Raw genomic sequence first — 23151 nt, 5'->3', positions numbered from 1 at the left:
TTTGATTTCACAACGCAATAAATTCACTTTGGGCGACGCTAACAAGGACGGTTTAGCAGTGAGTTGACAGGTGATTGAAAAGGCTAGTTTCTTAGCGAAACTAACCTTCATGCAGGGCTTAAATATAGAGGGAGGCTTCGCCAAGAGGGCGCGTTTTGAAACGGCGATGCATCCAGAGATATTGCTCCGGTGCGCGCATGATTTCAGTTTCAATGACCTTATTGATAAACGCTGCTGCTTCACACTCGTTTTCCGGATAGTTAGCCATTTCCGGAGAGATGTGCAGACGGTAGCCTGACTTATCCGCTTTTCTCACCATCGTCACGGTCAGCATGGAGGCACCCGACAAACGTGAAATGACGAAGGTACCGTTGGTCGTCGCAACGTCTTTTACGGCAAAGAAGGGAGCAAAGCTACTGCCTTTGCGTCCATAATCCTGATCGGGAGCAAACCAGACTGCCTCGCCTTTCTTCAGGGCGCCAACCATACCGCGCAGATTATTACGGCTGATCATCGCTTTATTGGATCGCATGCGGCCTCGCGTTTGAACCCACTCCATCAGCGCACTGTTGTGCGGTCTGTAGGTTGCCATCATTGGCTGACAAAGCCCCATCACGCGCCCGCCCAGCTCCAGTGACATAAAGTGCACGCCAACAACCATCACGCCGCGTTTTTGCAGCTGTGCGCGTTTAAGGTTATCCAGCCCTTCTACATCAAACCACTTGCGGACGCGTTCATCCGGCCAGAACCAGGCCATGCCCGTTTCAAACAGCGCCATGCCGATAGATTTAAAGTTTTCGGAGATGAGTTTCTCACGTTCTTCAGCATTGTACTGAGGAAAGCAAAGCTCGATGTTTTTGCGCGCGATGGATTCGCGACGTTTCAGGAAATAGCGGGATGCGCTGCCCAGTTTCGACCCTAGCAAACGCAGCACAGGATAGGGGAGTTGAACCAGTAGCCAGAGAACGCCAAGACCAAACCATGTAAACCAGTAACGCGGGTGTAAAAACGCACGTTCAAATTTGGATTGAGACAAAATAGTGAAACCTATGTGGAGCCTGTAAAGGTAGCGCAGCGAGTGCGATACGACGTGCCAATAAGACCGTTCTTCAAGGTGATGGTTGCAGGCTTTACCGAACTTTACGGCGTTGCCTGATCACTGCTGATTTGGGTGGTCGGCGTAATGTAGCACCGTTATACGTTATGTGCTATTACTCGTTTTTGATTAAAAAAGCGGCAATCGGGGAGGTATTTGATTTTACAGTTTTTATATTCGCTTGCTAACAGCACATCAGTTTGCATGCGGTGGTGATGGAAACAACATTTGATCAGCAGGGGAGTTGGTAAAAACGGGCGGCGAGATAATTTGTGCCTGGTCACTTATCTAAGAAAATTATTTACCGTTCCAGGTGAAGGAATAAGAAAATTCTCTGTGATATTTCTTATTTATTATTCATGCAATCAATAAAGATGAGAGATTTCATTATTTCTTAATATCTCTTTTTAATCAGCATAAAATAACGTCAAGGGCTCCTTTCTTTGCTTTTGGGCTTAATGTTATGATGCAAATCAATACGCGATGTTTTTGTTAGCGTTTAGCTGACTTTGATTGTTTATTCGAGATAAATCTTCGATTTATGCGTAAAGAGCAGTGTGATTTCTGGGTTGAACAATCTTTCTATAATAATATTTCAGTGGAAAATTCTTAAGAAATTCCTCATGACGGATAAATGATCTGCACATTTGATTTTGTGCCGATCATTATTCTATTATTGCGCATCAAGAACGACACCGTGAAGTTTGCTTAGCAAAACAAAGAGGGATGATTAGATGGCTGACAGTTTTCAGAATGAAGTGCCGAAGGCACGTATTAACCTGAAGCTTGACCTGCATACTGGCGGAGCAAGCAAAAAAATGGAATTACCGCTGAAATTGCTGGTTACAGGCGATTTCTGCAATGGTCAGGATTCTGCGCCAATATCTGAGCGTGAAAAAGTTAACATCACTAAAAATAATTTTGACAGTGTCCTTTCCGAATATTCCCCAAAAGTTAATCTGACCGTTAAAAATACGCTGTCTGATGATGGGGGAGAGGACGCTATTCAACTGACTTTCCAGAGCATGAAAGATTTCACGCCTGAGCAGGTGGCGGCCCAGATACCGCAGCTTAAGGCAATGCTGGCGATGCGCAACTTGCTCCGTGATTTGAAAGCCAACCTTTTGGATAACCAGACTTTCCGAAAGGAGCTGGAAAAAATCGTTCTTGACCAGTCGCTTAGCGCTGAGTTGCGAAATGAATTATCCGCACTGGCGTCAAAAAAATCGTAACCATCAGGCTGTTTTAACGGATTAATCAAGGAATGCTCATGTCTGTACAAAATAATATTTCTGGCGGTGAAAGCGTGGTGCTGGAACGCCCGGCTGCGGGTGGGGTTTACGCCTCCCTGTTTGAGAAAATCAATCTGAGCCCTGTCTCTGAGCTGAGCGCCCTGGATATCTGGCAAGATGCGCAGGCGATGTCGGATGCCACCGCCGATGAACGTCTGACAGCCGGTATGCAGGTCTTTCTGGAATGTCTGACCAAAGCAGGCTCAAAAGTCGAAAAACTGGATAAAAGCCTGATTGATCACCATATCGCTGAGCTTGATTATCAGATCAGCCGTCAGCTTGACGCCGTGATGCACCATGAAGAGTTTCAGGCGGTCGAGAGCCTGTGGCGCGGCGTGAAGTCGCTGGTGGATAAAACCGATTTTCGCCAGAACGTGAAAATTGAGTTGCTGAGCATGTCTAAAGAAGACCTGCGTCAGGACTTTGAAGACTGTCCAGAAGTCATTCAGAGTGGTCTTTATAAACACACCTACATTGATGAATATGACACCCCAGGCGGCGAGCCGATTGCGGCGCTGATTTCCGCTTACGAGTTCGACGCTTCAGCGCAGGATGTCGCTCTGCTGCGCAATATCTCCAAAGTCTCTGCTGCCGCACACATGCCGTTTATCGGCTCGGCAGGCCCGAAATTCTTCCTCAAAGAGTCAATGGAAGACGTCGCGGCGATTAAAGATATTGGTAACTATTTTGACCGCGCAGAGTACATCAAGTGGAAATCGTTCCGCGATACTGACGATGCCCGCTACATTGGCCTGGTGATGCCGCGCGTATTGGGTCGTTTGCCGTATGGCCCGGATACCGTTCCGGTTCGCAGCTTCAATTATGTCGAAGAAGTCAAAGGTCCGGATCACGACAAATACCTGTGGACCAACGCATCGTTTGCCTTCGCGTCCAACATGGTGCGTAGCTTTATCAATAATGGCTGGTGTGTACAAATCCGCGGCCCGCAGGCTGGCGGTGCGGTCCAGGACCTGCCGATCCATCTGTACGATCTTGGTACCGGCAACCAGGTGAAAATCCCGAGCGAAGTGATGATCCCGGAAACCCGTGAATTCGAATTCGCGAATCTGGGCTTCATTCCTTTGTCCTACTACAAAAACCGCGACTACGCCTGCTTCTTCTCGGCTAACTCCACGCAGAAACCAGCGCTGTATGACACCGCAGATGCAACGGCGAACAGCCGCATCAATGCGCGTCTGCCGTACATCTTCCTGTTGTCGCGTATCGCCCACTACCTGAAGCTGATTCAGCGTGAAAACATTGGTACCACTAAGGATCGCCGACTGCTGGAACTGGAGCTGAATACCTGGGTCCGTAGCCTGGTGACCGAAATGACCGATCCTGGCGATGAACTCCAGGCGTCTCATCCACTGCGTGATGCGAAAGTGGTGGTGGAAGATATTGAGGATAATCCGGGCTTCTTCCGCGTGAAATTGTACGCTATCCCGCACTTCCAGGTGGAAGGCATGGACGTCAATTTGTCGCTGGTTTCCCAGATGCCGAAAGCGAAATCGTAAGGCGAGAGGAAATCAGGGATGAAAATTCATCGTCCGTTATGGAATGAAGGGGCGCTTTTAGCCCCTCAACAGTTTCAGCAGCAGTCCGAATGGGAAGCATTTTCCCGGGCCGGCATCGCCGCCCGTGGAAATGCCTTTCCATGGGGCGTTGGTCTAGTTGAGCTGGATGAAGCGATGCTGGCCTTCGGCCGGGTCCAGGCGCAATCACTGCGTCTCTGGCTCCCGGATGACACGTTGATCGATACACGGTTCTGCGACATGCCACCGGAGCCGCGTGAAATCGAGGCACCGGCTCCTGCCAATAATGCCCCTGTGACGGTGTTTGTGGCGTTACCAGTAATGCAGGCCGGGATCGTCAACGTTCAGACGGATACAGTACCTGCAGAGCGCCCTCTGCGCTATCGAGAAGCCTGGGAGACGATCGCCGATCGTTTCGGGCAAGAAGAAGAGTCGATGGCGGTGGCACGCTTTAATCTGGCATTCCGTTTCGGACATGAAGATAACGGCGCCTGGGATAGATGTGCCATTGCCCGTCTGTTGCCGGACGGGCAAGGGGGGTGGCGTCAGGATCCGGACTTTATCCCTCCTATGGCACTCTTTTCGGCAAGTCGTAATCTGTGTGAGCGCCTGGCACTACTGAATCGTCAGTTGCGCTCCCGCCGTCAGCGGCTGATGTCCATGCGTCGTGAGAGCAACGACAGGATGGCTGATTTTGCGGTCGCCGATGTTTCACTTTTCTGGCTGCTGAATGCCTTGAATTCGCATGCCCGGGTGCTCTCGGAGTATGAGCGTTTCCCTTACAGGCATCCTGAGCAAGTCTGGCGCGAACTGGCTAGTCTTGCCGGCAGTATGCTGACTTTCTCGCTTGAGCACGATCTGGATGCTATTCCGGGTTACGACCACCTCACGCCGGAGAAAACCTTCCCGCCACTCTTTGACCTTATCAGCGAACTGCTGGAAGCCAGCCTGCCGTCACGCGTGGTGGCTGTCCGAATGGATCGCCTGGATCCCGAAACCTGGAAAGCGGTGCTGCACGATATTCGTCTGCGCGATGAAGCCGATTTCTATCTCTCCGTTCGGGCAAATCAGCCTGCCTGGCAGACTGCAGAACGCTTTGCCGAAGTCTGTATTGCTGGTGCTCCGGCTAATGTTGGCGAAGTGTCCGGTCTGGCTGTTGAAGGTATTGGACTTATTGCCCTGAGCCGCGTGCCTGCTGCGCTACCGGTGCGTCTGGAGAACCAGTACTTTGTGCTAGATATGGAGAGTAATGCGGCCCGCGAAATGCTGGATCAAGGCGTCTGCGTCTTTTATGTTCCGTCCGTGCTCGGCGAGCTTGAGCTGGAACTGTTTGCGGTGCTGCGCTCATGATAAAGGACTTCGACATTGATGCCCTGTTGGCAGAAACCTGGCTCACAGTGGCGCAATTGCGTCACGGCGGCCAGATAACGGATGGCCCGGCACTGTATGCCGCGTGTAAAGCGCAGGTGGAGAGCGTGCGTGAGGCGCTGGACAGGGTCGGATTTGATGCAGAAAGTATCGATCACATTACCTACGCACAGTGCGCCCTACTTGATGAAACCGTTCTAAACCGCAGGCAGGAACCGAAAGCCGCAGTAGCGGATATCAACGGAACAGACGCCACAGAGAATCATTCCACTGATGATACGTTCCGTGACGCACTGAACATGACCATGCTGGACGCGGGGCAGAGAGCCTGGCGTTCAGCCCCGCTGCAGGCGGTGTACTTTGGCTCACTGCGTGCCGGTGAAGCGCTGTATGACCGCATCGCGGAGATATTGCGACACCCCGCACCCGAGCCTGCCGTACTGACCTGTTACCAGCGGGTGCTTGCACTCGGTTTTCAGGGGCAGTACCGGTTGTCCGGCGTGGGGCAGGCCCGTCGTGATGAAGTTATTGCAGTACTGAATGAGCGCGTGCCACCGCTTGAAACCGGCTCCTCGCTGGTGGTTCAGAAGACCGGGCGTCGTCACTATAACCTGCTGAGGTCCGTATGGTTCTGGACCGTACTGGCGGCGATCCTGACTGGTGCTGTGTGGTTGAGTGGTCATCTGTGGTTGCAGGATCTGCTGCACCAGCAACTGCCGGAGCAGCCCTAATGCGTGGACGAACACTTGCTCGGGCTGCCTTGCCGGTATTGCCGTGTATTGTCGCGGTGTTGTGGCTGGTCTGGGGGTTTCTCGCATGGCCGGTTGCAGGTAAATCGGTCCTGACGCTGCTCGCACTGCTGCTTTCCACTGTCCTTATCCATCGGCGTTACCGACAAAAACGGCCGGCACAGCAGACGGATGACGCTGGTCACTTTCTACCGGAAAATCATACCGGACCGGTGGTGCTGGTATGCGGTGATGTGGATGATGCCATGTTCGCGGGGGGGCCGTGCCGGGGCACGGCGGAGGGCTGGTATCTACGGGTAGCGGAACTTACCGGACTTACGCCTTTTGCAGAGCGTCTTCTGGCCCGTACGCCGACGATGGCAGGCCAGCTAACTGTGATGTACCGCTGTCTGCCGGACCAGCATGAAGATGAGGCGTTGTTGCGCGCCTCCCTGACAGCGCTGCGTCAGCAGATGAAGCAGTTACGTGACCTGACCGGCTATAGCGTGCCGGTGGTTCTGAACACCGAATTTAGCGGCCCGGACACGCCCTGGATAGTGGTGCGGGACAATACGACCCTGGTGTGTCCTGAAGATGAACCTGCTGTCATCCTTAGCGAATGGCAGCAGTGCCCGCAAACGGCCTTTATTCAGCCGTACCTGACACAGGCGACATCGTTGCTTCATTCTGTGATATTGGACGAACTGGGCAAAGCGCACAGGCTGTGTCCGATCATACGACCGTTTGCTGTCACCCTGCGTCTCGGATCGATATCCACCTCGGCAGCAGCGCTGTGGCCAAAGTTATTGTTCCGTCAGACCCGCATTGCCCCTGCCGGTCGTATCACGACCTATGAACCACGCTGGCATTTTGCCGATGCGGTACTACCGCTGCTGGCCCCCTACACCACCCCGTTGCAGGGTGGCAAAACCGGGCGTCGGGTGGTGATGGTTTTGCTGTTATGCGTCCTGGGTGCTATTGCCCTGTCCGTGCGGCATAACCAGTCGTTTATCCGCAAGGTCAGCGCAGATCTTCAGCGCTGGCAGGCCATCCCGATGAACCACTATTCCCCGAAAGCGCAGGCTCTGCACGCCCTGCAGCAGGATGCATTGCTGCTGGAGCGCTGGCAGCGTCAGGGAGAGCCCCATCGCTACGGGCTCGGGCTGTATCCGGGCAACCGCCTGTGGCTGGCGGTACAGCAGGCCATTGATACCTATGTGCCTCCGCCGCCACTGCCAAAACCGAAGCCAAAGCCAGTACCGAAAATTGTCCGTCTCGACAGTATGTCACTGTTTGACTCCGGCAAAGCGGTGCTGAAAACCGGCTCGACCAAAATGCTGGTCAATTCGCTGGTTGGCATTAAGGCCAAACCGGGTTGGCTGATTGTGGTCGCGGGTCATACGGATAACACCGGTAATGCGCAACTGAACCAGACGCTGTCCCTTGAGCGTGCCACAGCGGTACGCGACTGGATGCGTGACACCGGTGACGTACCGGAAAGCTGTTTTGCGGTGCAGGGCTATGGCGCAAGCCGCCCTGTCGCAACCAATGACACCCCGGAGGGCCGCGCGCTCAACCGCCGTGTCGAAATCAGTCTGGTACCGCAGGCCAATGCCTGTCAGATACCGGGCCACACCCAGGCGTCATCGCAGGATGATGACGCATCACAACACAATGGAGAGTAATTCCATGGCAATTCCTGTTTATCTTTGGCTGAAAGACGACGGCGGCGCGGACATCAAAGGGTCCGTGGACGTTCAGGATCGTGACGGCAGCATCGAAGTGGTTGCACAGCAGCATAACCTGTACATCCCGACCGATAACAACACCGGCAAGCTGACCGGTACGCGTATTCATACTCCGTTCCTGTTCACCAAGGAAATCGACTCGTCCAGCCCGTATCTGTACAAGGCGGTGACCACCGGCCAGACCCTGAAGTCTGCTGAATTCAAGTGGTACAAAATCAACGACGCGGGCCAGGAAGTGGAGTACTTCAACACCAAACTGGAAAACGTGAAAGTGGTGAAAGTAAATCCAGTGATGCACGACATTAAGGATCCTGCTTACGAGAAGCATAACCACCTTGAGCAGATCGAACTGCGTTACGAAAAAATCACCTGGACCTACAAAGACGGCAACATCATTCATTCCGATTCCTGGAACGAACGCGCCACTGCGTAAGTCGCAAGCGGGCAGAAATTATCTGTCCGCTCTTTTTGCTAAGCATCTGCCTTTGCGGGCGCTCAGCAAAAACACCACATCCCGGAAACAGACCTTATGGGCCTCGGTAACGGCCAGGGGCGGTAGCGTGCCTGAACGGTCCTCAACAGTGAGCAAGCAAACATGGAAAACCCGGCAATACTCCTTCGACGTCTCAACCCTTACTGCGCTCGCGCCATGGAAGGGGCAGCCTCTCTGTGTCAGACCCGCGGCCATACGGAAATTCTGCCTGAGCACTGGTTGCTGAAACTGCTGGAGCAGGGTGAAGGTGACCTGACGGTGCTGGCACGCCGCTACGAGTGGGACATGGACGCCATCTGGCAGGATTTGCTGGGCTGGCTGGACAAGCAGCCGCGCTCAATACGTCAACGTCCACAATTGTCTGACACTATTCAAACGCTAATGCAGGAAGCATGGCTGATTGCTTCTCTTAACGGTGAAGAGCAAATCCGAAGCCAGCACTTGTTAATGGCACTGGTGGAAAAACAAAACCTGGTACGCTGCAACGGGCTGTGGCCACTGCTGACGCTGGGGCAGAGTCAGTTGGATCGTCTGCGTCCACTGCTTGATGCGCAGTCAGATGAACGCCCGGAGAAGCAGCAGGAAGCGGAACTTTCGCAGAGCTACGGAGGTGGAGTGGAATTTGTCGGTCGTCCGGTCGGCGTGGACTTGAAAGAAGGTGAACTCGATCCAGCGCTGCAGAACACGCTGGATAAATTTACGCTCGACGTTACCGCCAAAGCAAAAGAAGGGAAGATTGACCCCGTGTTTGGTCGTGATACGGAAATCCGCCAGATGGTGGATATCCTTTCCCGCCGTCGCAAGAACAACCCGATTCTGGTGGGCGAACCAGGCGTCGGCAAAACGGCGCTGGTCGAAGGTCTGGCTTTACGTATCGCCGAAGGCAACGTGCCGGAAAGCCTGAAGCCGGTTACTCTGCGCACCCTCGACCTCGGTCTGTTGCAGGCGGGGGCAGGGGTTAAGGGCGAATTTGAACAGCGCCTGAAAAATGTCATCGATGCTGTACAGCGGTCGCCCACCCCGATTTTACTGTTTATTGATGAAGCTCATACAATCATTGGCGCGGGCAATCAGGCGGGGGGGGCCGATGCGGCCAACCTACTGAAACCAGCCCTGGCGCGTGGCGAGCTGCGTACCATTGCCGCAACCACCTGGAGCGAATACAAGCAATATTTTGAGCGTGACGCCGCTCTTGAGCGCCGTTTCCAGATGGTGAAAGTCGATGAGCCAGATGACGACACTGCCTGCCTGATGCTGCGCGGTCTCAAATCTCGTTACGCCGAACATCATAATGTGCAGATAACTGACGACGCGATCAAAGCCGCAGTCACCCTGTCTCGCCGTTACCTGACGGGACGCCAGTTGCCGGACAAAGCGGTTGACCTGCTTGATACCGCGGCCGCCCGCGTGCGTATGAGCCTCGACACCGTACCGGAAGCCATTGTCCGTCTGAAAGCACAACTGACGGCTCTTGAACTCGAAGAGCAGGCTTTGCTGGAGGATATTGCTGCTGGCAGCTGCCACCACGAAGACCGTCTGAGCATTATTGAACAGCAGCAAAATGCGCTTGAAGCCACCCTTCTGCAGCAAGAATGCCGCTTTGATGCTGAAAAAGCCATTGCTATGCAACTGATGGCCAGCCGTCAGGGTGTCAGCAAGCAGGCAGAAATCCTGAAGCTTCGGCAGCAACTGGAAAGTGAACAGCAAGGTAATGCGCTGATTCAGGTGGATGTCGACACGCGCACAGTAGCTAACGTAATTGCCGACTGGACTGGCGTGCCGTTATCTTCCTTGATGAAAGATGAACAGACCGAACTGCTGACCCTGGAAAATGAAATCGGTAAACGTGTGGTCGGGCAGGATATGGCTCTGAACTCCATCGCCCAGCGACTGCGTGCGGCGAAAACAGGTCTCACGTCCGAGGATGGTCCGCAGGGCGTGTTCCTGCTGGTCGGCCCGAGTGGTGTCGGGAAAACGGAAACCGCGCTGGCGCTGGCGGATGTGCTATACGGCGGTGAGAAGTCACTCATCACCATCAACCTATCCGAGTACCAGGAACCTCACACTGTTTCCCAGCTGAAAGGCTCACCCCCAGGTTACGTTGGCTACGGCCAGGGCGGCATCCTCACCGAAGCGGTACGCAAGCGTCCGTACAGCGTGGTGTTGCTCGATGAAGTGGAAAAAGCGCACCGCGACGTCATGAACCTGTTCTATCAGGTCTTCGACCGCGGCTTTATGCGCGATGGCGAAGGGCGTGAAATCGACTTCCGCAACACGGTTATTCTGATGACCTCCAACCTCGGGAGCGACTACCTGATGCAGTTGCTGGACGAACAGCCGGAGGCCACCGAAGGCGACCTGCACGAGCTGCTGCGCCCGATATTGCGTGACCACTTCCAGCCGGCGCTGCTGGCCCGCTTTCAGACCGTGATTTATCGCCCGCTGGCCGAAGCGGCCATGCGTACCATCGTGGAGATGAAACTCGCACAGGTCAGTAAGCGCCTGAACCGTCACTACGGTCTGACCACGCACATTGACGAGAGCCTATATGACACTCTGACCGCCGCCTGCCTGCTGCCGGATACTGGGGCGCGCAACGTCGACAGTCTGCTCAACCAGCAAATTCTGCCGGTGCTGAGTCAGCAACTGCTGACTCGCATGGCTACAAAACAGAAACCGCACGCCTTGACGCTCGGCTGGAATGACGAAGAGGGGATAGTGCTTGAGTTTGATGCCACGGACACCACAGGAGAGGCATGATGATGGAGAACCCGACCAGTCTGGCACAGAAGAAAACGGACGAAGTGCTAGGGTTGTCCCGCTATCGTGTGGACGTCCATGACTGCCCGCATTTTCTCGATGTCCTGCGCTATCGTGCCACTGAAACGCTGAGTCAGTCGTGGCACTATGATGTCACCTTCACCTGTGCGGCGAGCATTGCCGGCAGTGAGTTGATGCTTAAACCCGCTTCCTTTACCTTCCAGATGCCTCTTTATGACGGTACGCCAGCCGTGCCGGTGCGTACGGTCTATGGCGTGGTGGATGATTTCCGCTGCATCTCCGTGTCGGGGGATGAAACCACCTACGCCCTGCGACTCGTGCCGCGTATTGCCCTGATGCAGCACACCGAGCGATGTGCGATCTATCTCAATCAGTCCGTACCGGAAGTTGTGGAGCAGCTACTGCGCTCTCATGGGCTGGAAGGAGCGGATTTTGAATTTCGTCTGTCTCAGACCTATCCGGCCCGGGAGCTCATCACCCAGTGGCGTGAGACAGATCTGGCCTTTGTTCAGCGCCTGCTGGCTGAGGTGGGTATCTTCTGGCGCTTTGAGATGGACGGCCGCATTGAACAGGATGTGGTGATTTTCCAGGACAGCCAGATGCAGTATCAGTTTGGCGTGAAGCTACCCATTATTCCACCGTCACGCACCAGTGATAACGGCGAGGAGAGCGTCTGGGATATTCGGCCAACAGACCACGTGGTCACAGGTAGTGTGGCTACCCGCGACTATAACTACCGCGATGCGCTGACCCCGCAGGACAGTTCGGTGACGGTTCGTCAGCAGAGTGGGGCCACCATCGGTGAGGTGTATCACTATGCTGAGCCGTTCCTGAGTCAGGGGGATGAGCACACTCCGGAGAGCGGTGCCTGGTATGCCCGACTGCGCCATGAGCGCTACCTCAATGATCAGCAAACAGTCACGGGGCGAGCAAGCAGGCCGGTTCTGACTCCGGGCGAAGTGCTGGAGCCGCAGGGCAGTGGACTGCCTGACTCGTTGAAGAATGGCATCGTCATCACTGGTATTCACACCTCAGGTGCACGCGACAAAGGCTTTCAGCTGCGCTTTACGGGCATTCCTTACAGCGAAACGGTCTGCTATCGCCCGGCATTGCTGAACCGCCCGGTGGTGGCCGGCTCCCTGCCTGCCCGGGTGGAAAGTGATGAAAAGCATGACACCTATGCTTACCTCGACAATCAGGGACGCTACCGTGTCCGGCTCGATTTCGACCGCAACAGCACCGAACAGGGCTATGCCTACCTCTGGCTTCGCCTGGCGAAACCGTACGCCGGGGATACCTATGGCTTCCACTCCCCGCTGCTTGATGGCACTGAAGTCTCGGTGATGTTCGACGGGGGTGACCCTGACCGTCCCTACATCGCCCATGCTCAGCACGATTCAGAACACCTGGACCACGTCACCCGTAATAATCACACGCGCAACATCTGGCGTACGGCCGGAGACAACAAATTCCGTCTGGAAGACAAGCGTCAGGAAGAGCATTTCAAGCTGGCGACGCCGTTTGGCAAGACGCAACTCAACGGCGGTCACGTTGTAGATAGTGAGCGTGAGCCCCGCGGAACTGGTTTTGAACTGCGCACCGATGAATACGGGGCGCTGCGTGCCGGACGGGGGATGTTCCTGACTGCTGATGCACAGCCGGCGGCACAGGGCAAAATGCTGGATATGGCGCCGGCTATTGAACGCCTGAACCAGTCAGCGGCCGAAATGAAGCGGCTCAATCTGCTTGCGCAGCAGGCTCAGGCACTCACCTGTGACCTCGAAAGCCAGAACAGACTGCTGGAAAACCGCCTGAGAGACCTTCAGTCCGCGGCACTGCTGGGCTGCGCACCGCAGGGCGTGGCGTTCACGTCGGGTGAGCATCTTCAGATGACCAGCAAGCAGAACACCATCCTGAGTGCAGGTCAGCATCTGGATATGGGAGCAATGAAGAACATCACGCTGGCTGCCAGTGAGTCTGTCGGGCTGTTTGCTCATCAGTCCGGGGCGAAGATGATTGCTAATCAGGGGGATGTTGAGATCCGCGCAGAGGCGAGTTCGATGGAGATGACATCTGAGCTGCTGTTTACCATCAGCAGTAACATGGATGAACTGCTCATCAGTGCGCCTAAACTGCGACTTAACGGCGGAGGCTCCAGTATCACGCTGGACAACGGCGGCATTCTGGAAGAAACCCCGGGGGATTACCTGGTCAAATCCGCGCATTACCGCTCACCGATGGCGGGTGGCAGCATGGACATTACGCCGCCCAGGTTTAGCCAGACAAACGCCAGCGTGACGCCGCCCAAAACACGTAATATCCCTTCACGTTAAGGATGACCGGAATGAAAATCTGTTTTCCTGCCCGAAAAGCGAATGGCGATAACTACGCCACCGTGGATGACATGATGCAGCCGCTCTTACAGGAGCCTCATGGCTCCTGGCTGGCCGGAACGAATAACATGTGGCATGGCGGGATCCACATCACCCGTAAGAGTGCCCCGGGTTCTGTGCTGACAAACGAGACGGCAGACACGGCGGTGCCGCTTCAGTTTATGGCGGGCGGCGAAGTGGTGGCCTGGCGCATTAATCAGGACTATCTGACCGGTAAATACATCAATAACCCGCTGCAGTATTCCAGTACGTTTGTGCTGGTCAAATCTACCTGTACCCCCGATCCCGAAAAAAAGGACAACAGCCTCGATTTTTACTCGCTCTATATCGGGCTTGCTCCGCTGTCTGCCTTCCCAGAGCACAGCCTGTATCAGGTCACTGAGAAGGGTGACGGGCTGAGTCAGCGTGAATATACCGGCAAGGAAAAAGACGGAGATAAGGCGCCGGTTGCGAAGAATAAGCTGAAAACGGGCGACAGCGTCATTGTGCTGCGTGAGATCACCTTTGATCTGAAGGGACAGAAACAGACGTTCGGTCTTGCCCGGATGCTGAACAGCAAATCCGAAATGACCGGCATGGCGTTCTGGGTGTCGCTTGACCCGCAATACATGACACCTGCCGGTGAACAGAGGGCACACCTGCCAGCCTGGATGCAGCAGGCTGTAGCGCAGGGGACATTTGATGCCGTCGCTACACCTGCAACCAGACTGGAGGTTGCAGCAGGCGATGCTGTGGGCTACCTGGCGGAAGACATTGCTCCCTGTGACATGCACGGGGTGGAGAAAAGTGCGTTCGTACACATTGAAGTGCTCAGCACCGACAGCCGGATGGTCGATTTTCTGGGCAATAAGGCACAGGTGAAGAGCGGCCCGAAATACGTTTATATCCACCCGGAAAGCTTCATTTATAGCCGTTCCGGCGATACCTTCACCCGGACCAGAGGACAGGTGAAGAAAGATATTCACAAAATTATGCCGCAGGAAAAATGCCATCCGTTCAAAGACAGCAACGGCAAGCGCTGGTTTGATATCGGGGACGGGGCCTGGGTAAGCGAAGACGATGTCGATGCGGATATCGGGCAGTACGACCTGGATAAACTGGGCTTTAAAGCATTTGAAGAGCCGTCCACGTCTGATATGACGAAATCCCTGCGTGAGGGGTGGATCAAGGACGGTTTCACCAGAATGGCAGAGTGGGTACGCCCTGAGCGCGGTATCCGGGAAAAACAGGTGTCGGATTACTACAAAGCTATTCTGCGAAAAATGGACAGCGATAACAGTGGTGACCTTTCCGGCGAAGAGCTGCGTCAGGCGGTGAATTACGCGGAGCTGGATGTCAGGGATATCGCGGCGCGGATGGTGGTCAGACACGACAGCGAATGGTTTGGCGGCAGCAGCCATCACCGGTGGAGAACGTTTTTAAAGCAGCTGGATCCGCTGTGTATCAGCTATGTCAGACAGTGGTTTGATGATATGGAATGGATGAGCAAGGTGGACGGATTCAGCAGTGGTAAGTCTGTCTGGCATATGCATCCGGTGATTTTTTTGAACGCCATTGCAGATAAACGTACTATTCATATAACAGTGAATATGCTTTATAAAGTGTTCAATGGCTTAAAATCACCTACGAAGTCCTCATTCCTTCAGGATATTGCGGATGAGATTAATACTCATGCAAGTGAATATAAATTGGATACCATTTTGAGAGTTAACCACTTTTTTGCTCAATTAAGAGAGGAGATGGGCAGTGCTGCAAGTCCTGTCGAGGGCCTTAATTACAGCGAAGAGGGGCTTAAGGCTAATTTTAGTTATTTTAGAACTCATCCTGTAGAAGCAAAGGAATACTCATATACAAAAGTCAATGGAAAAATCACGAAACATGCAAATGAGATTGCTATTGCTGATAGAGTTTATGCTAACAGATTAGGGAATGGAAGTGTTTCGTCAGGTGATGGAAGTACATACCGAGGTAGAGGTGGTATTCATCTAACAGGAAAAGTAAATTACCAGGGGTTTTCCGATTACTATAAAAAGAACTGGGGCACCGATGTTGATTTTATAAACAATCCATCAATGCTTGAGAAAGGGACCTATTGCGTACGCTCTGCTGTTTACTTCTGGCTCCGTGAAAAACTTTATGAACTTGCTGATCAGGGTGATACGGGAGCAGTAGTAGATAAAATCACGGCAAAAGTGAATCTTCATACAACTAGCTATGAAAAACGACGCGGACATTTTGAAAAAATCAAATCAACTAACGTCTTTGCTGATGCGTTTTAATTGATTCAAAATCGAGGAGGAACGATGACTAAAATTAAAGTTGCTTTTTGTTTTTGTACACTATTCCTGAGTGCTTCAATTCAAGCTGCATACATGCCATATGTCGTAAGGAATTATGAAGGTTATATCGGGAAATATCCCGTGCATTTGTCTCTTCAGTTTTATGACTTTGGGGGGAAGGTAAATGTAGAGGGGAGCTACTATTACGATAACCACAGGTCACCCATTCCTCTATATGGCGTAAACGAATCAAGTTCAATTGTATTATGTGAGGCTGTCAGCGATGAAAGTTTCGAAAAGTATATTGTTCAAGGAGAGGGGTTTGAAGTCTCAAAATGCCCTTTCAATCTAACACGGAATTCTACTGGTTTTCTTGGAGAGTGGCACAATGAACGGTCAACTTTAAAAGTAAATTTAAAGGAGACTGTTGAAGTTAGTGATGGTGTTATAAATGGAAGTGCCAAGACATTGGATATTCCATTTTGGGGTCAGACTAAACAACATGGTTTCATTGGTGTTTATGAAGCGAGTACAGATGGCATTGTAATTAATAAAGTAAATGTTATCGATAAGAAAAGTGGTAAGTTAATACAGGTCATCAACCCGCAGATGAATGGCTGTGAATTTGGAACGTATATGACGTCTATTTTTCAAAATATAGAAAGTGATGGCTCTCAAATTCGATTGAATTGTTACAGTACTGGGCCTGATGTGAGCGTTAATTATAAGATCAATACGCAGACCTCGCGTTACGATGTTGTTACTGAACGATAAGAATAAAATCTGCGGCAAGGTTAAAGGTTTCGAGAAAAGTGAAATTTCTCTCAATGAAAAAACATCAATTTGTGAATGTCAAACCAAAATGATTTTACAAAGAACTGACGTTCTGACAGTCGATTGATTGGGATGACCATCAGAATATGTACCTACAAACGGATATTACTAACTTAAAGGATAAATATGCAAGGGATAATCCGTCTCGGCGACAAAACCACTCATGGTGGTGCAGTGTTGTCCTGTTCAACAACCATGTTTTTCGGTGATATCGGTGTGGCCCGTAAAGGTGACCGTGTTTCCTGCCCTGAGCATGGTGATACCACCATCGTCGAAGGTAACCCAAATTATCGCGATCGCGGTGTGCCTGTGGCTTTCCACGGCCATAAGTGTGGCTGTGGTTGTACGCTTATCAGCTCACTGCCTAATGCACTGGTGGGGTAAACGTGCCAGTTGAACTAGAACGTATCCCCGCGCAGGAAAAACTGCCGCCCCGTCCGCGTTTTAAACGCTGGCTGCTCCAGGGCATTGTGATGTTGCTGGCAGGGGTTACGGCCACTTTCCTGTTATGGAAGGGCGAGCGCTCAGGTGCAGCGTTCTGGGGGCTGGTAACAGCGCTGCCTGTCGTGTTGTGGGGTCTGCTGGTTGTCGGGCGTTATTTTGGTTACACACTCCTCCGTGAACGTTGTGAAAGGAAAAACGCCACGGCCGCCGCCTGGTACCGCGCAGATGTTGCTCGTGGACAACGCTTTGCCTGGCTCATCGGTGAAGTCCTGATTAACGGGCTGGGGTCTGCCAGTCCAGTGACGCACGAGGCTGTGTTAGCTAAAAAACCCCTGATGATGCCCTGTGAGCCCGTTAATGGTGGCAATCCGGTTCGTCACCGGGCGCTGGGCGCCACCGGAGAGATGGCTGACCGGGAGGCGCATTATTTTCAGGAGGTAATCGCCCATGTCCAGAATCTGGTGTCGTTGCTCCCGTCGACGCTGAGCTGTTATCTGGCGGTGGATACCGGTGAACAGTTTTCGACACTGCCATCGCTCCTGCAAAAAAGCGTGTCTCATCCGCTGGTGCGCATTCGCGACCTGACGGGGCTGGAAATCCTGGACTACTGGCTGGACTGCCATTATGACCGTGCTGCTGCGTTACTGGTGGTCAGCGCTCAGCTTTACGAACACCCGCCAGAGGACAGTGGCGAGGCCATTTCCATGTTACTGCTGACCAACTGCCGCCTGAAGGCCATCCCGGATGTGTCGGTCAGGGTCCACCGACCGCAGATCTGTCGCGATGGCAATCTCGATCGGGCATTTGAGCGCGTCATGATGTGGTCAGGACAGGAAAGAACTGCACTGAAGCAGGCCTGGACCAGCGGTGGTCAGATGGCCTCCGGCGATATCTTCAGCAAGGCCCGGGAGGCACATGCCCCGGGGCTTAAAGCCGATAAAATTACCCATATTGATACGGTTGTCGGGTTTGCGGGCGTTGCCGCTCCCTGGCAGGCGTTACAGCTGGCAACCCGCCAGTGCCTGAATGACAGTCAAGCGCAGCTTATTGTCACGGAACTGTCTGAAGACAACCGACAACTCTGTATTGTCACACCAGAATAACTTTCAAGGGATTGCTCTCCTCCGTTATGAAAATCGCATCCACCTTACTGCTTGCGCTGCTCCTGGGCGCATTATCTGTCTGCCTCATTGGCGGCGCACTCTGGTTCTGGCCGGAGTGGGTTAGGGACACCTTCAACATCGGGCCGTTCAGTACGACCGGCATAGTGATCATCAGCCTACTGTTAATACTGGCAGCACTGATCATCGGTTGGGTACTTGAAACTGTATTCACGAAGAACGGTGAGAAGCAGGGAAAGCTGGATGTGGTCGCCTCCGGACAGCAGGCTGCTGCATCCCAGCCTGAGGCAAAGCATACTGACGCGGACACCTCCCGATTTGTGGCTGAGGTGCTGGTCGATCACCTGCGTCTGCGCTACCGTCGTCGCTGGAAGGCAAAAGTGCGCCTGCTGCTGGTACAGGGCAGTGATAAAGATATCGAAAAGGTGGTGCCAGGTCTTAAGCGCGATCACTGGCAGGAGAGTGACGGGATTGTGCTTATTTACGGCGGTCTGGCGGAGAGCGTGCCCGATGATGAGTTCCTGTCTGTCCTGAAAGACGTGCGCCCACAACGTCCGCTGGATGGCGTGGTGCAGGTGATGAATGCGGCTGCACTGCCCGATACGGCTAAGCAGGACACGCTGGTGCGTGTACGTCAGAAAACAGATACCCTGCTGGGCTGGCAGCTACCGGTCTGGCTGTGGCTTGTTCGGGAAGGTTCATGGTCTCAGGACGGGAAGGGTGTCCCCCCAACCGGCGCGTTATTTGGTTCTGGCGCAACAACGGAAGAGACCCGCGAGACACTCACCACACTGTCGTCAGAATTGCAGACGCCCGGCGTGGCAGCGCTGCTGGAGAACTCACAGCACCACTGGCTGTTGAACCTGTCGAAAGCTCTGCGCGGCTCGTTGCGACGCTCCCTGATCCCGCTACTGACCACGCTGATGTCAGGGCCAGCCCCATACCGTCTGCGTGGGGTGATGTTCAGTCCGGCATTGCCAGGGACCGAAACGGTGCCGCATGCGCGCCTTTCACCACCGGTATGGCAGGCGCTCGAAAACGACAGCCTGCAGGTGCATGCCCGTAAAATCGGTTTCCACTGGCAAAAGGTGCTGCGCCTGGTACTGCTCGGTCTGGTACTGCTCTGGGGGTCGGGTACGCTACTGTCTCTTTCCGTCAACCGCACCCAAATCTGGCTGGCCCAGGATACGGCCCGGGTTGCCGCTGACACTAAACAGCCTCTTCCGGAGCGCCTGCGTAACCAGTTAGCACTGCAGCAGACCATTGCCCGTCTGCAGAACCGTGAAGTGCACGGTGCGCCGTGGTACACCCGCTTTGGCCTGAACCAGGACAGCGACACGCTGAAGATGCTCTGGCCATTATACGCCCGTAACAACCAGCAGCTGATGCGCGATGCGCTGGCAGACGAACTTCACCGCCAGCTTAATGCTTTTGTGCAGTTGCCACCAGCAAGCACCGCACGCACGTCAGCCACTCAGAAGACCTACGGCCTGCTTAAAGGCTACCTGATGCTGGCCCGTCCAGACAAAGCTGATGCGGAGTGGTTGGCAGGCAATATGCTGAAAGCCTGGCCGCACCGCAGCGGCGTGCCGGACAGCGTGTGGCAGACCCAGGCGCCGAAGCTGCTCGGCTTCTGGGCGCAGAACCTGCCGGCACACCCGGAGTGGAAAATTACCCCTGACCGCGAACTGGTGGGTACGGTGCGCCAAATTTTACTCAAACAGATTGGTCAGCGTAACGCCGAATCCGGTCTGTACCAGGAGATGCTCGGACGCATTGCCCGTAACTGGCCGGATTTAACTCTATCTGACATGACCGGTGACACGGACGCGTCATCCCTGTTTTCTTCTGAAGAAGTGGTGCCAGGGATGTTTACGCGTCAGGCGTGGGAAGAGCAGGTAGGGGATGCAATTGATGAGGTGGTGAAGACCCGACGTGATGAAATCGACTGGGTGCTGACCGACAAAAGCCATCAGCCAGGTAGTGATGTGTCACCCGAATCCCTGAAACAGCGCCTGACGGAGCGCTATTTCACCGATTTTGGCAACGCCTGGCTCAATATGGCCAACAGCATTCAGTGGCATGAAGCTGCCTCGCTCTCCGAAGCCATTGCCCAGTTGAATCTGCTGGCAGATGTGCGTCAGTCACCTCTGGTGGCGCTGATGAATACGCTTGCCTGGCAGGGGCAGACCGGAGCCAAAGGTGAAGCCCTGGCTGACACCCTGGTGGACTCGGCGAAAAAATTAGTGGGGCGTAAGAAGAACGTAAAACAGTTTATCGAGCAGGCGCAGGGGCCCAAAGGGCCGCTGGACGGCGTGTTTGGTCCGCTCACGGGTCTGATGGCCGGCAAGGACGGTGCCGGCTCAAATGGTAACCTCAGCTTCCAGTCCTGGCTTGCCCGTGTGACCCAGGTTCGTCTCAAGCTTCAGCAGGTGACCAGTGCCCCTGATCCGCAGGCGATGGCGCAAATGCTGGCTCAGACCGTCTTCCAGGGGAAAGCCATTGACCTGACTGATACCCGTGACTATGGCTCTCTGGTGGCGGCAAGTCTCGGGCAGGAGTGGAACGGCTTCGGGCAGGCGCTGTTTGTGCAGCCGCTCGACCTGGCCTGGCGTCAGGTGCTGGCTCCTGCCGCAGGTAGCCTGAATACCCGCTGGCAGAGCACCATTGTTTCGCAGTGGAACACCGCATTTGCCGGACGCTATCCGTTTAAGGCCACCGGCAGCGATGCCTCTCTGCCGTTGCTGGCCCAGTTCCTGCGCAGCGACTCCGGGCGTATAGCGGCATTTATCAAAACTAACCTCGGCGGCATGCTGCATCAGGAAGGCAACCACTGGGTGGTGGATCCGGCTGCCAGTCAGGGAATGAGCATCAGTCCGGCGTTTCTTGCCGCCATCAACAAGCTTGCCGATATCTCGGATATCGTTTTTGCTCAGGGCGATGCCGGGGTTCATTTCGAACTGATGGCCCGACCGTCACGCGATGTGGCCCGCACCCAATTGACGCTCGATGGCCAGAAACTCGATTACTTCAACCAGATGGAAAGCTGGCAGAGTTTCACCTGGCCTGGTAACACGTACTATCCGGGAGTCGACTTGAGCTGGCGCTCAACCAGTTCTGAGATGCGTCTCTATAACAGCAGCCAGGGCAACTGGGGGTTTATTCGTCTGCTCGATAAGGCGCTGATCACCCCGCTCGACAGCAGTCGTACCCAACTGGTGTGGATCACCCCGGACGGTAATCCTCTGAAATTTATCATGCGCAGCGAGCTTGGTGACGGGCCGCTGGCGCTACTCGAACTGCAGGGCTTCAGCCTGCCGCAGACCATCTTTACATTGGGTGAAGTTGACCGCACGCCCACTCTTGCCGGAGACGAATGAATGGCGACTGCAGAAACACTCCTGACTCTGTGTCTTCCGGATGCAGCCCAGCGTGCTGTGCTGCTTGCACAGACCCGCGAAAGTCTCTCCCGGTGGTCGCCGTGGTTGACACCTCTCACGACCGGTCATGGAGCCGGGGATGACCCAACCTATGAGGATGATTTCCAGCTGATGCGTGAGGAAATCAACAAGCTTTCCGGCACCGATACCGGGGTGCTGTGCCGCCTGGCGGAAAGTATTCTTACCCGACAAGCCCGGGATATCCGGGTGGTGACCTGGTATGCTTTTGCCCGTCTGCAGCTTGACGGCGATATCGGGCTGACTGATGGCATCCTGCTCCTCACTGCCATGCTCAGCCAGACCGGGGGATACTGTCATCCGCAGCGAAGCACTGCAAGACTGACTGCACTCGACTGGCTGAACAGTGAGAAAATGCTGGATGCATTCTCGCGCTGGCCGGACGTGACGCGGGAAGAGACCGCCAGAACGGCGGCGGCGCTGTGCCTGCTGGAGTACGCGCTGGGAACCTTGCCGGAGGCGGAACGCCCTGCGTTTACTGGCTTGCTGCGTACGCTGGAAACCCGCATTGCAGGTAGCGGCGGGCTGGATACTCCGGTTGCTTCATCATGCCAGGACCATACAGGTGAAATCATTCACAGCAGACCGACATTGGGTGCTGCTGTTCCGGAAGCCGCTATCGTCAAATCGGAAGTTGAGCTGGTACGCCAGTTGCGCGTGCTGTCCGGCTGGGTTGTTGATCAGCCGCAGGGCTGGCTTGCCGCCCACCGGATGATGAAGGCCGCCCGCTGGGACCTGGTGATGCAACTGCCAGCACTGGATGCGAGCGGCAGGACGCGTCTGCTGCCGCCGAAGGCAGAATACCGAGCTCAGCTTAAACGCCTGTACCTGCAACAAAGCTGGACTGAACTGGTAGAGCAGGTGGATGTAATGTTCACCGAAGGCGGTAACCGCTTCTGGCTCGATTTGCAGTGGTATCTGTGGCAGGGTCTGAGCCGGGCGGGCGGGTCGTGGGAGCTCTGGGCGGAGTACATACTCAGCGACCTGAGGCTGTTACTGAAACGTCTCCCAGGACTGGAGACACTTGCCTGGAACGATGGTACCCCGCTGGCCGATGAGGTGACGCTGAACTGGATAAATGAAAAAGTCAACGATGAAATACCAGGGTTTGCTGATGAGCCTGCGGTGGTAAATGGAGGACAGACGGATGACATATTTGCGCTGGAAGTGGAGGCCATGGAAAAAGGCGATCGTGATGGCCCGGAGGCTGCGCTGATCTGGCTTCAGAATCGTCCAGAAATGGTCTCTCCCCGCAGTCGCTGGTTACTCCGTTTAGTTATGGCTCGGGTGGCTGAGCAGTACGGGCGTAATGAGCTTGCGCTGCACTTGTTGGGTGAGCTTACCGGGAGCGCCCCACAACTGACTCTGAATGAGTGGGAACCCGGGCTGTTGTTTGATGTACAGGCCCGCCGTCTTCGGTTGTTGCGTCTGAAGGCCGGACGCAGCGAGAGCGACAAAGCCCGTTTTGCTCCAGAAATGGACAGTCTCCTGGCCGCGCTGATCGCCCTCGATCCTGCACGTGCGATGGTGCTGTGCGGATAGATTCTGCATTTTCTGGTCATTGTACTGATGACGTCTCTT

The 23151-nt window shown here is 54.4% G+C and carries 15 protein-coding genes; 14 read left to right on the top strand and 1 reads right to left on the bottom strand.

All coding sequences use genetic code 11. The annotated features are described in order from the left end of the window. Nucleotides 1-118 precede the first annotated feature (118 nt). A complete protein-coding gene (gene lpxP, locus MX657_RS16250; RefSeq protein ID WP_217479226.1) occupies nucleotides 119-1039 on the bottom strand; it encodes a kdo(2)-lipid IV(A) palmitoleoyltransferase in 921 nt (306 codons plus the stop codon). A 791-nt stretch (nucleotides 1040-1830) separates the two neighbouring features. Between lpxP and tssB the strand changes: the two genes are divergently transcribed. The 14 genes from tssB (at nucleotide 1831) to tssA (ending at nucleotide 23112) form a co-directional block, all read left to right on the top strand. Further along, nucleotides 1831-2328 carry a type VI secretion system contractile sheath small subunit gene (gene tssB / locus MX657_RS16245; protein ID WP_080328503.1) on the top strand — a complete coding sequence of 166 codons (498 nt, stop codon included), beginning with the start codon at nucleotides 1831-1833 and terminating at the stop codon, nucleotides 2326-2328. Nucleotides 2329-2360: 32 nt separating this feature from the next. Beyond that, nucleotides 2361-3905 carry a type VI secretion system contractile sheath large subunit gene (gene tssC, locus MX657_RS16240; RefSeq protein WP_080328504.1) on the top strand — a complete coding sequence of 515 codons (1545 nt, stop codon included), beginning with the start codon at nucleotides 2361-2363 and terminating at the stop codon, nucleotides 3903-3905. Between the two features lie 18 nt (nucleotides 3906-3923). Beyond that, nucleotides 3924-5273: a type VI secretion system baseplate subunit TssK gene (gene tssK / locus MX657_RS16235; protein ID WP_119915413.1), complete on the top strand. Its 1350-nt coding sequence runs from the start codon at nucleotides 3924-3926 to the stop codon at nucleotides 5271-5273. Beyond that, nucleotides 5270-6022 (top strand): type VI secretion system protein TssL, short form, encoded by a 753-nt coding sequence (gene tssL / locus MX657_RS16230; RefSeq protein WP_119915414.1) that lies wholly within the window; start codon nucleotides 5270-5272, stop codon nucleotides 6020-6022. The genes tssK and tssL overlap by 4 nt, the downstream gene beginning before the upstream one ends. Further along, complete coding sequence (locus MX657_RS16225) at nucleotides 6022-7704, top strand: OmpA family protein (RefSeq protein ID WP_346806171.1); 1683 nt, start codon at nucleotides 6022-6024, stop codon at nucleotides 7702-7704. Before tssL ends, MX657_RS16225 begins: the two co-directional genes overlap by 1 nt. A 4-nt stretch (nucleotides 7705-7708) precedes the next feature. After that, entirely contained in the window at nucleotides 7709-8200 is a 492-nt protein-coding gene (gene hcp / locus MX657_RS16220) for a type VI secretion system effector Hcp (RefSeq protein WP_218727063.1), read from the top strand. A gap of 162 nt (nucleotides 8201-8362) precedes the next feature. After that, on the top strand, nucleotides 8363-11020 hold the full coding sequence (gene tssH / locus MX657_RS16215) for a type VI secretion system ATPase TssH (protein WP_346806170.1): 2658 nt from the start codon (nucleotides 8363-8365) through the stop codon (nucleotides 11018-11020). Continuing rightward, nucleotides 11020-13374, top strand: coding sequence for a type VI secretion system Vgr family protein (locus tag MX657_RS16210; protein WP_346808566.1), 2355 nt, complete (start codon nucleotides 11020-11022; stop codon nucleotides 13372-13374). Before tssH ends, MX657_RS16210 begins: the two co-directional genes overlap by 1 nt. A gap of 11 nt (nucleotides 13375-13385) precedes the next feature. Continuing rightward, a complete protein-coding gene (locus tag MX657_RS16205; RefSeq protein WP_346806169.1) occupies nucleotides 13386-15713 on the top strand; it encodes a hypothetical protein in 2328 nt (775 codons plus the stop codon). A gap of 24 nt (nucleotides 15714-15737) precedes the next feature. After that, nucleotides 15738-16487, top strand: a complete 750-nt coding sequence (locus tag MX657_RS16200; protein WP_346806168.1) for a hypothetical protein — start codon at nucleotides 15738-15740, stop codon at nucleotides 16485-16487. A gap of 186 nt (nucleotides 16488-16673) precedes the next feature. Beyond that, a complete protein-coding gene (locus MX657_RS16195; protein WP_071704081.1) occupies nucleotides 16674-16931 on the top strand; it encodes a PAAR domain-containing protein in 258 nt (85 codons plus the stop codon). Nucleotides 16932-16933: 2 nt separating this feature from the next. Then, complete coding sequence (locus MX657_RS16190; protein ID WP_346806167.1) at nucleotides 16934-18094, top strand: hypothetical protein; 1161 nt, start codon at nucleotides 16934-16936, stop codon at nucleotides 18092-18094. A gap of 26 nt (nucleotides 18095-18120) precedes the next feature. Then, the gene (locus tag MX657_RS16185; protein ID WP_346806166.1) at nucleotides 18121-21492 is read left to right on the top strand and encodes an ImcF-related family protein; all 3372 of its coding nucleotides are present in this window, start codon (nucleotides 18121-18123) and stop codon (nucleotides 21490-21492) included. Next, nucleotides 21493-23112, top strand: a complete 1620-nt coding sequence (tssA, locus tag MX657_RS16180) for a type VI secretion system protein TssA (protein ID WP_346806165.1) — start codon at nucleotides 21493-21495, stop codon at nucleotides 23110-23112. Nucleotides 23113-23151 lie beyond the last annotated feature (39 nt).

The organism is Enterobacter chuandaensis, from assembly GCF_039718975.1.
GTDB classification, from domain to species: domain Bacteria; phylum Pseudomonadota; class Gammaproteobacteria; order Enterobacterales; family Enterobacteriaceae; genus Enterobacter; species Enterobacter chuandaensis.
The sequence above is the reverse complement of the archived record's forward strand: the minus strand, read 5'-3'. Positions and strand labels throughout refer to the sequence as shown.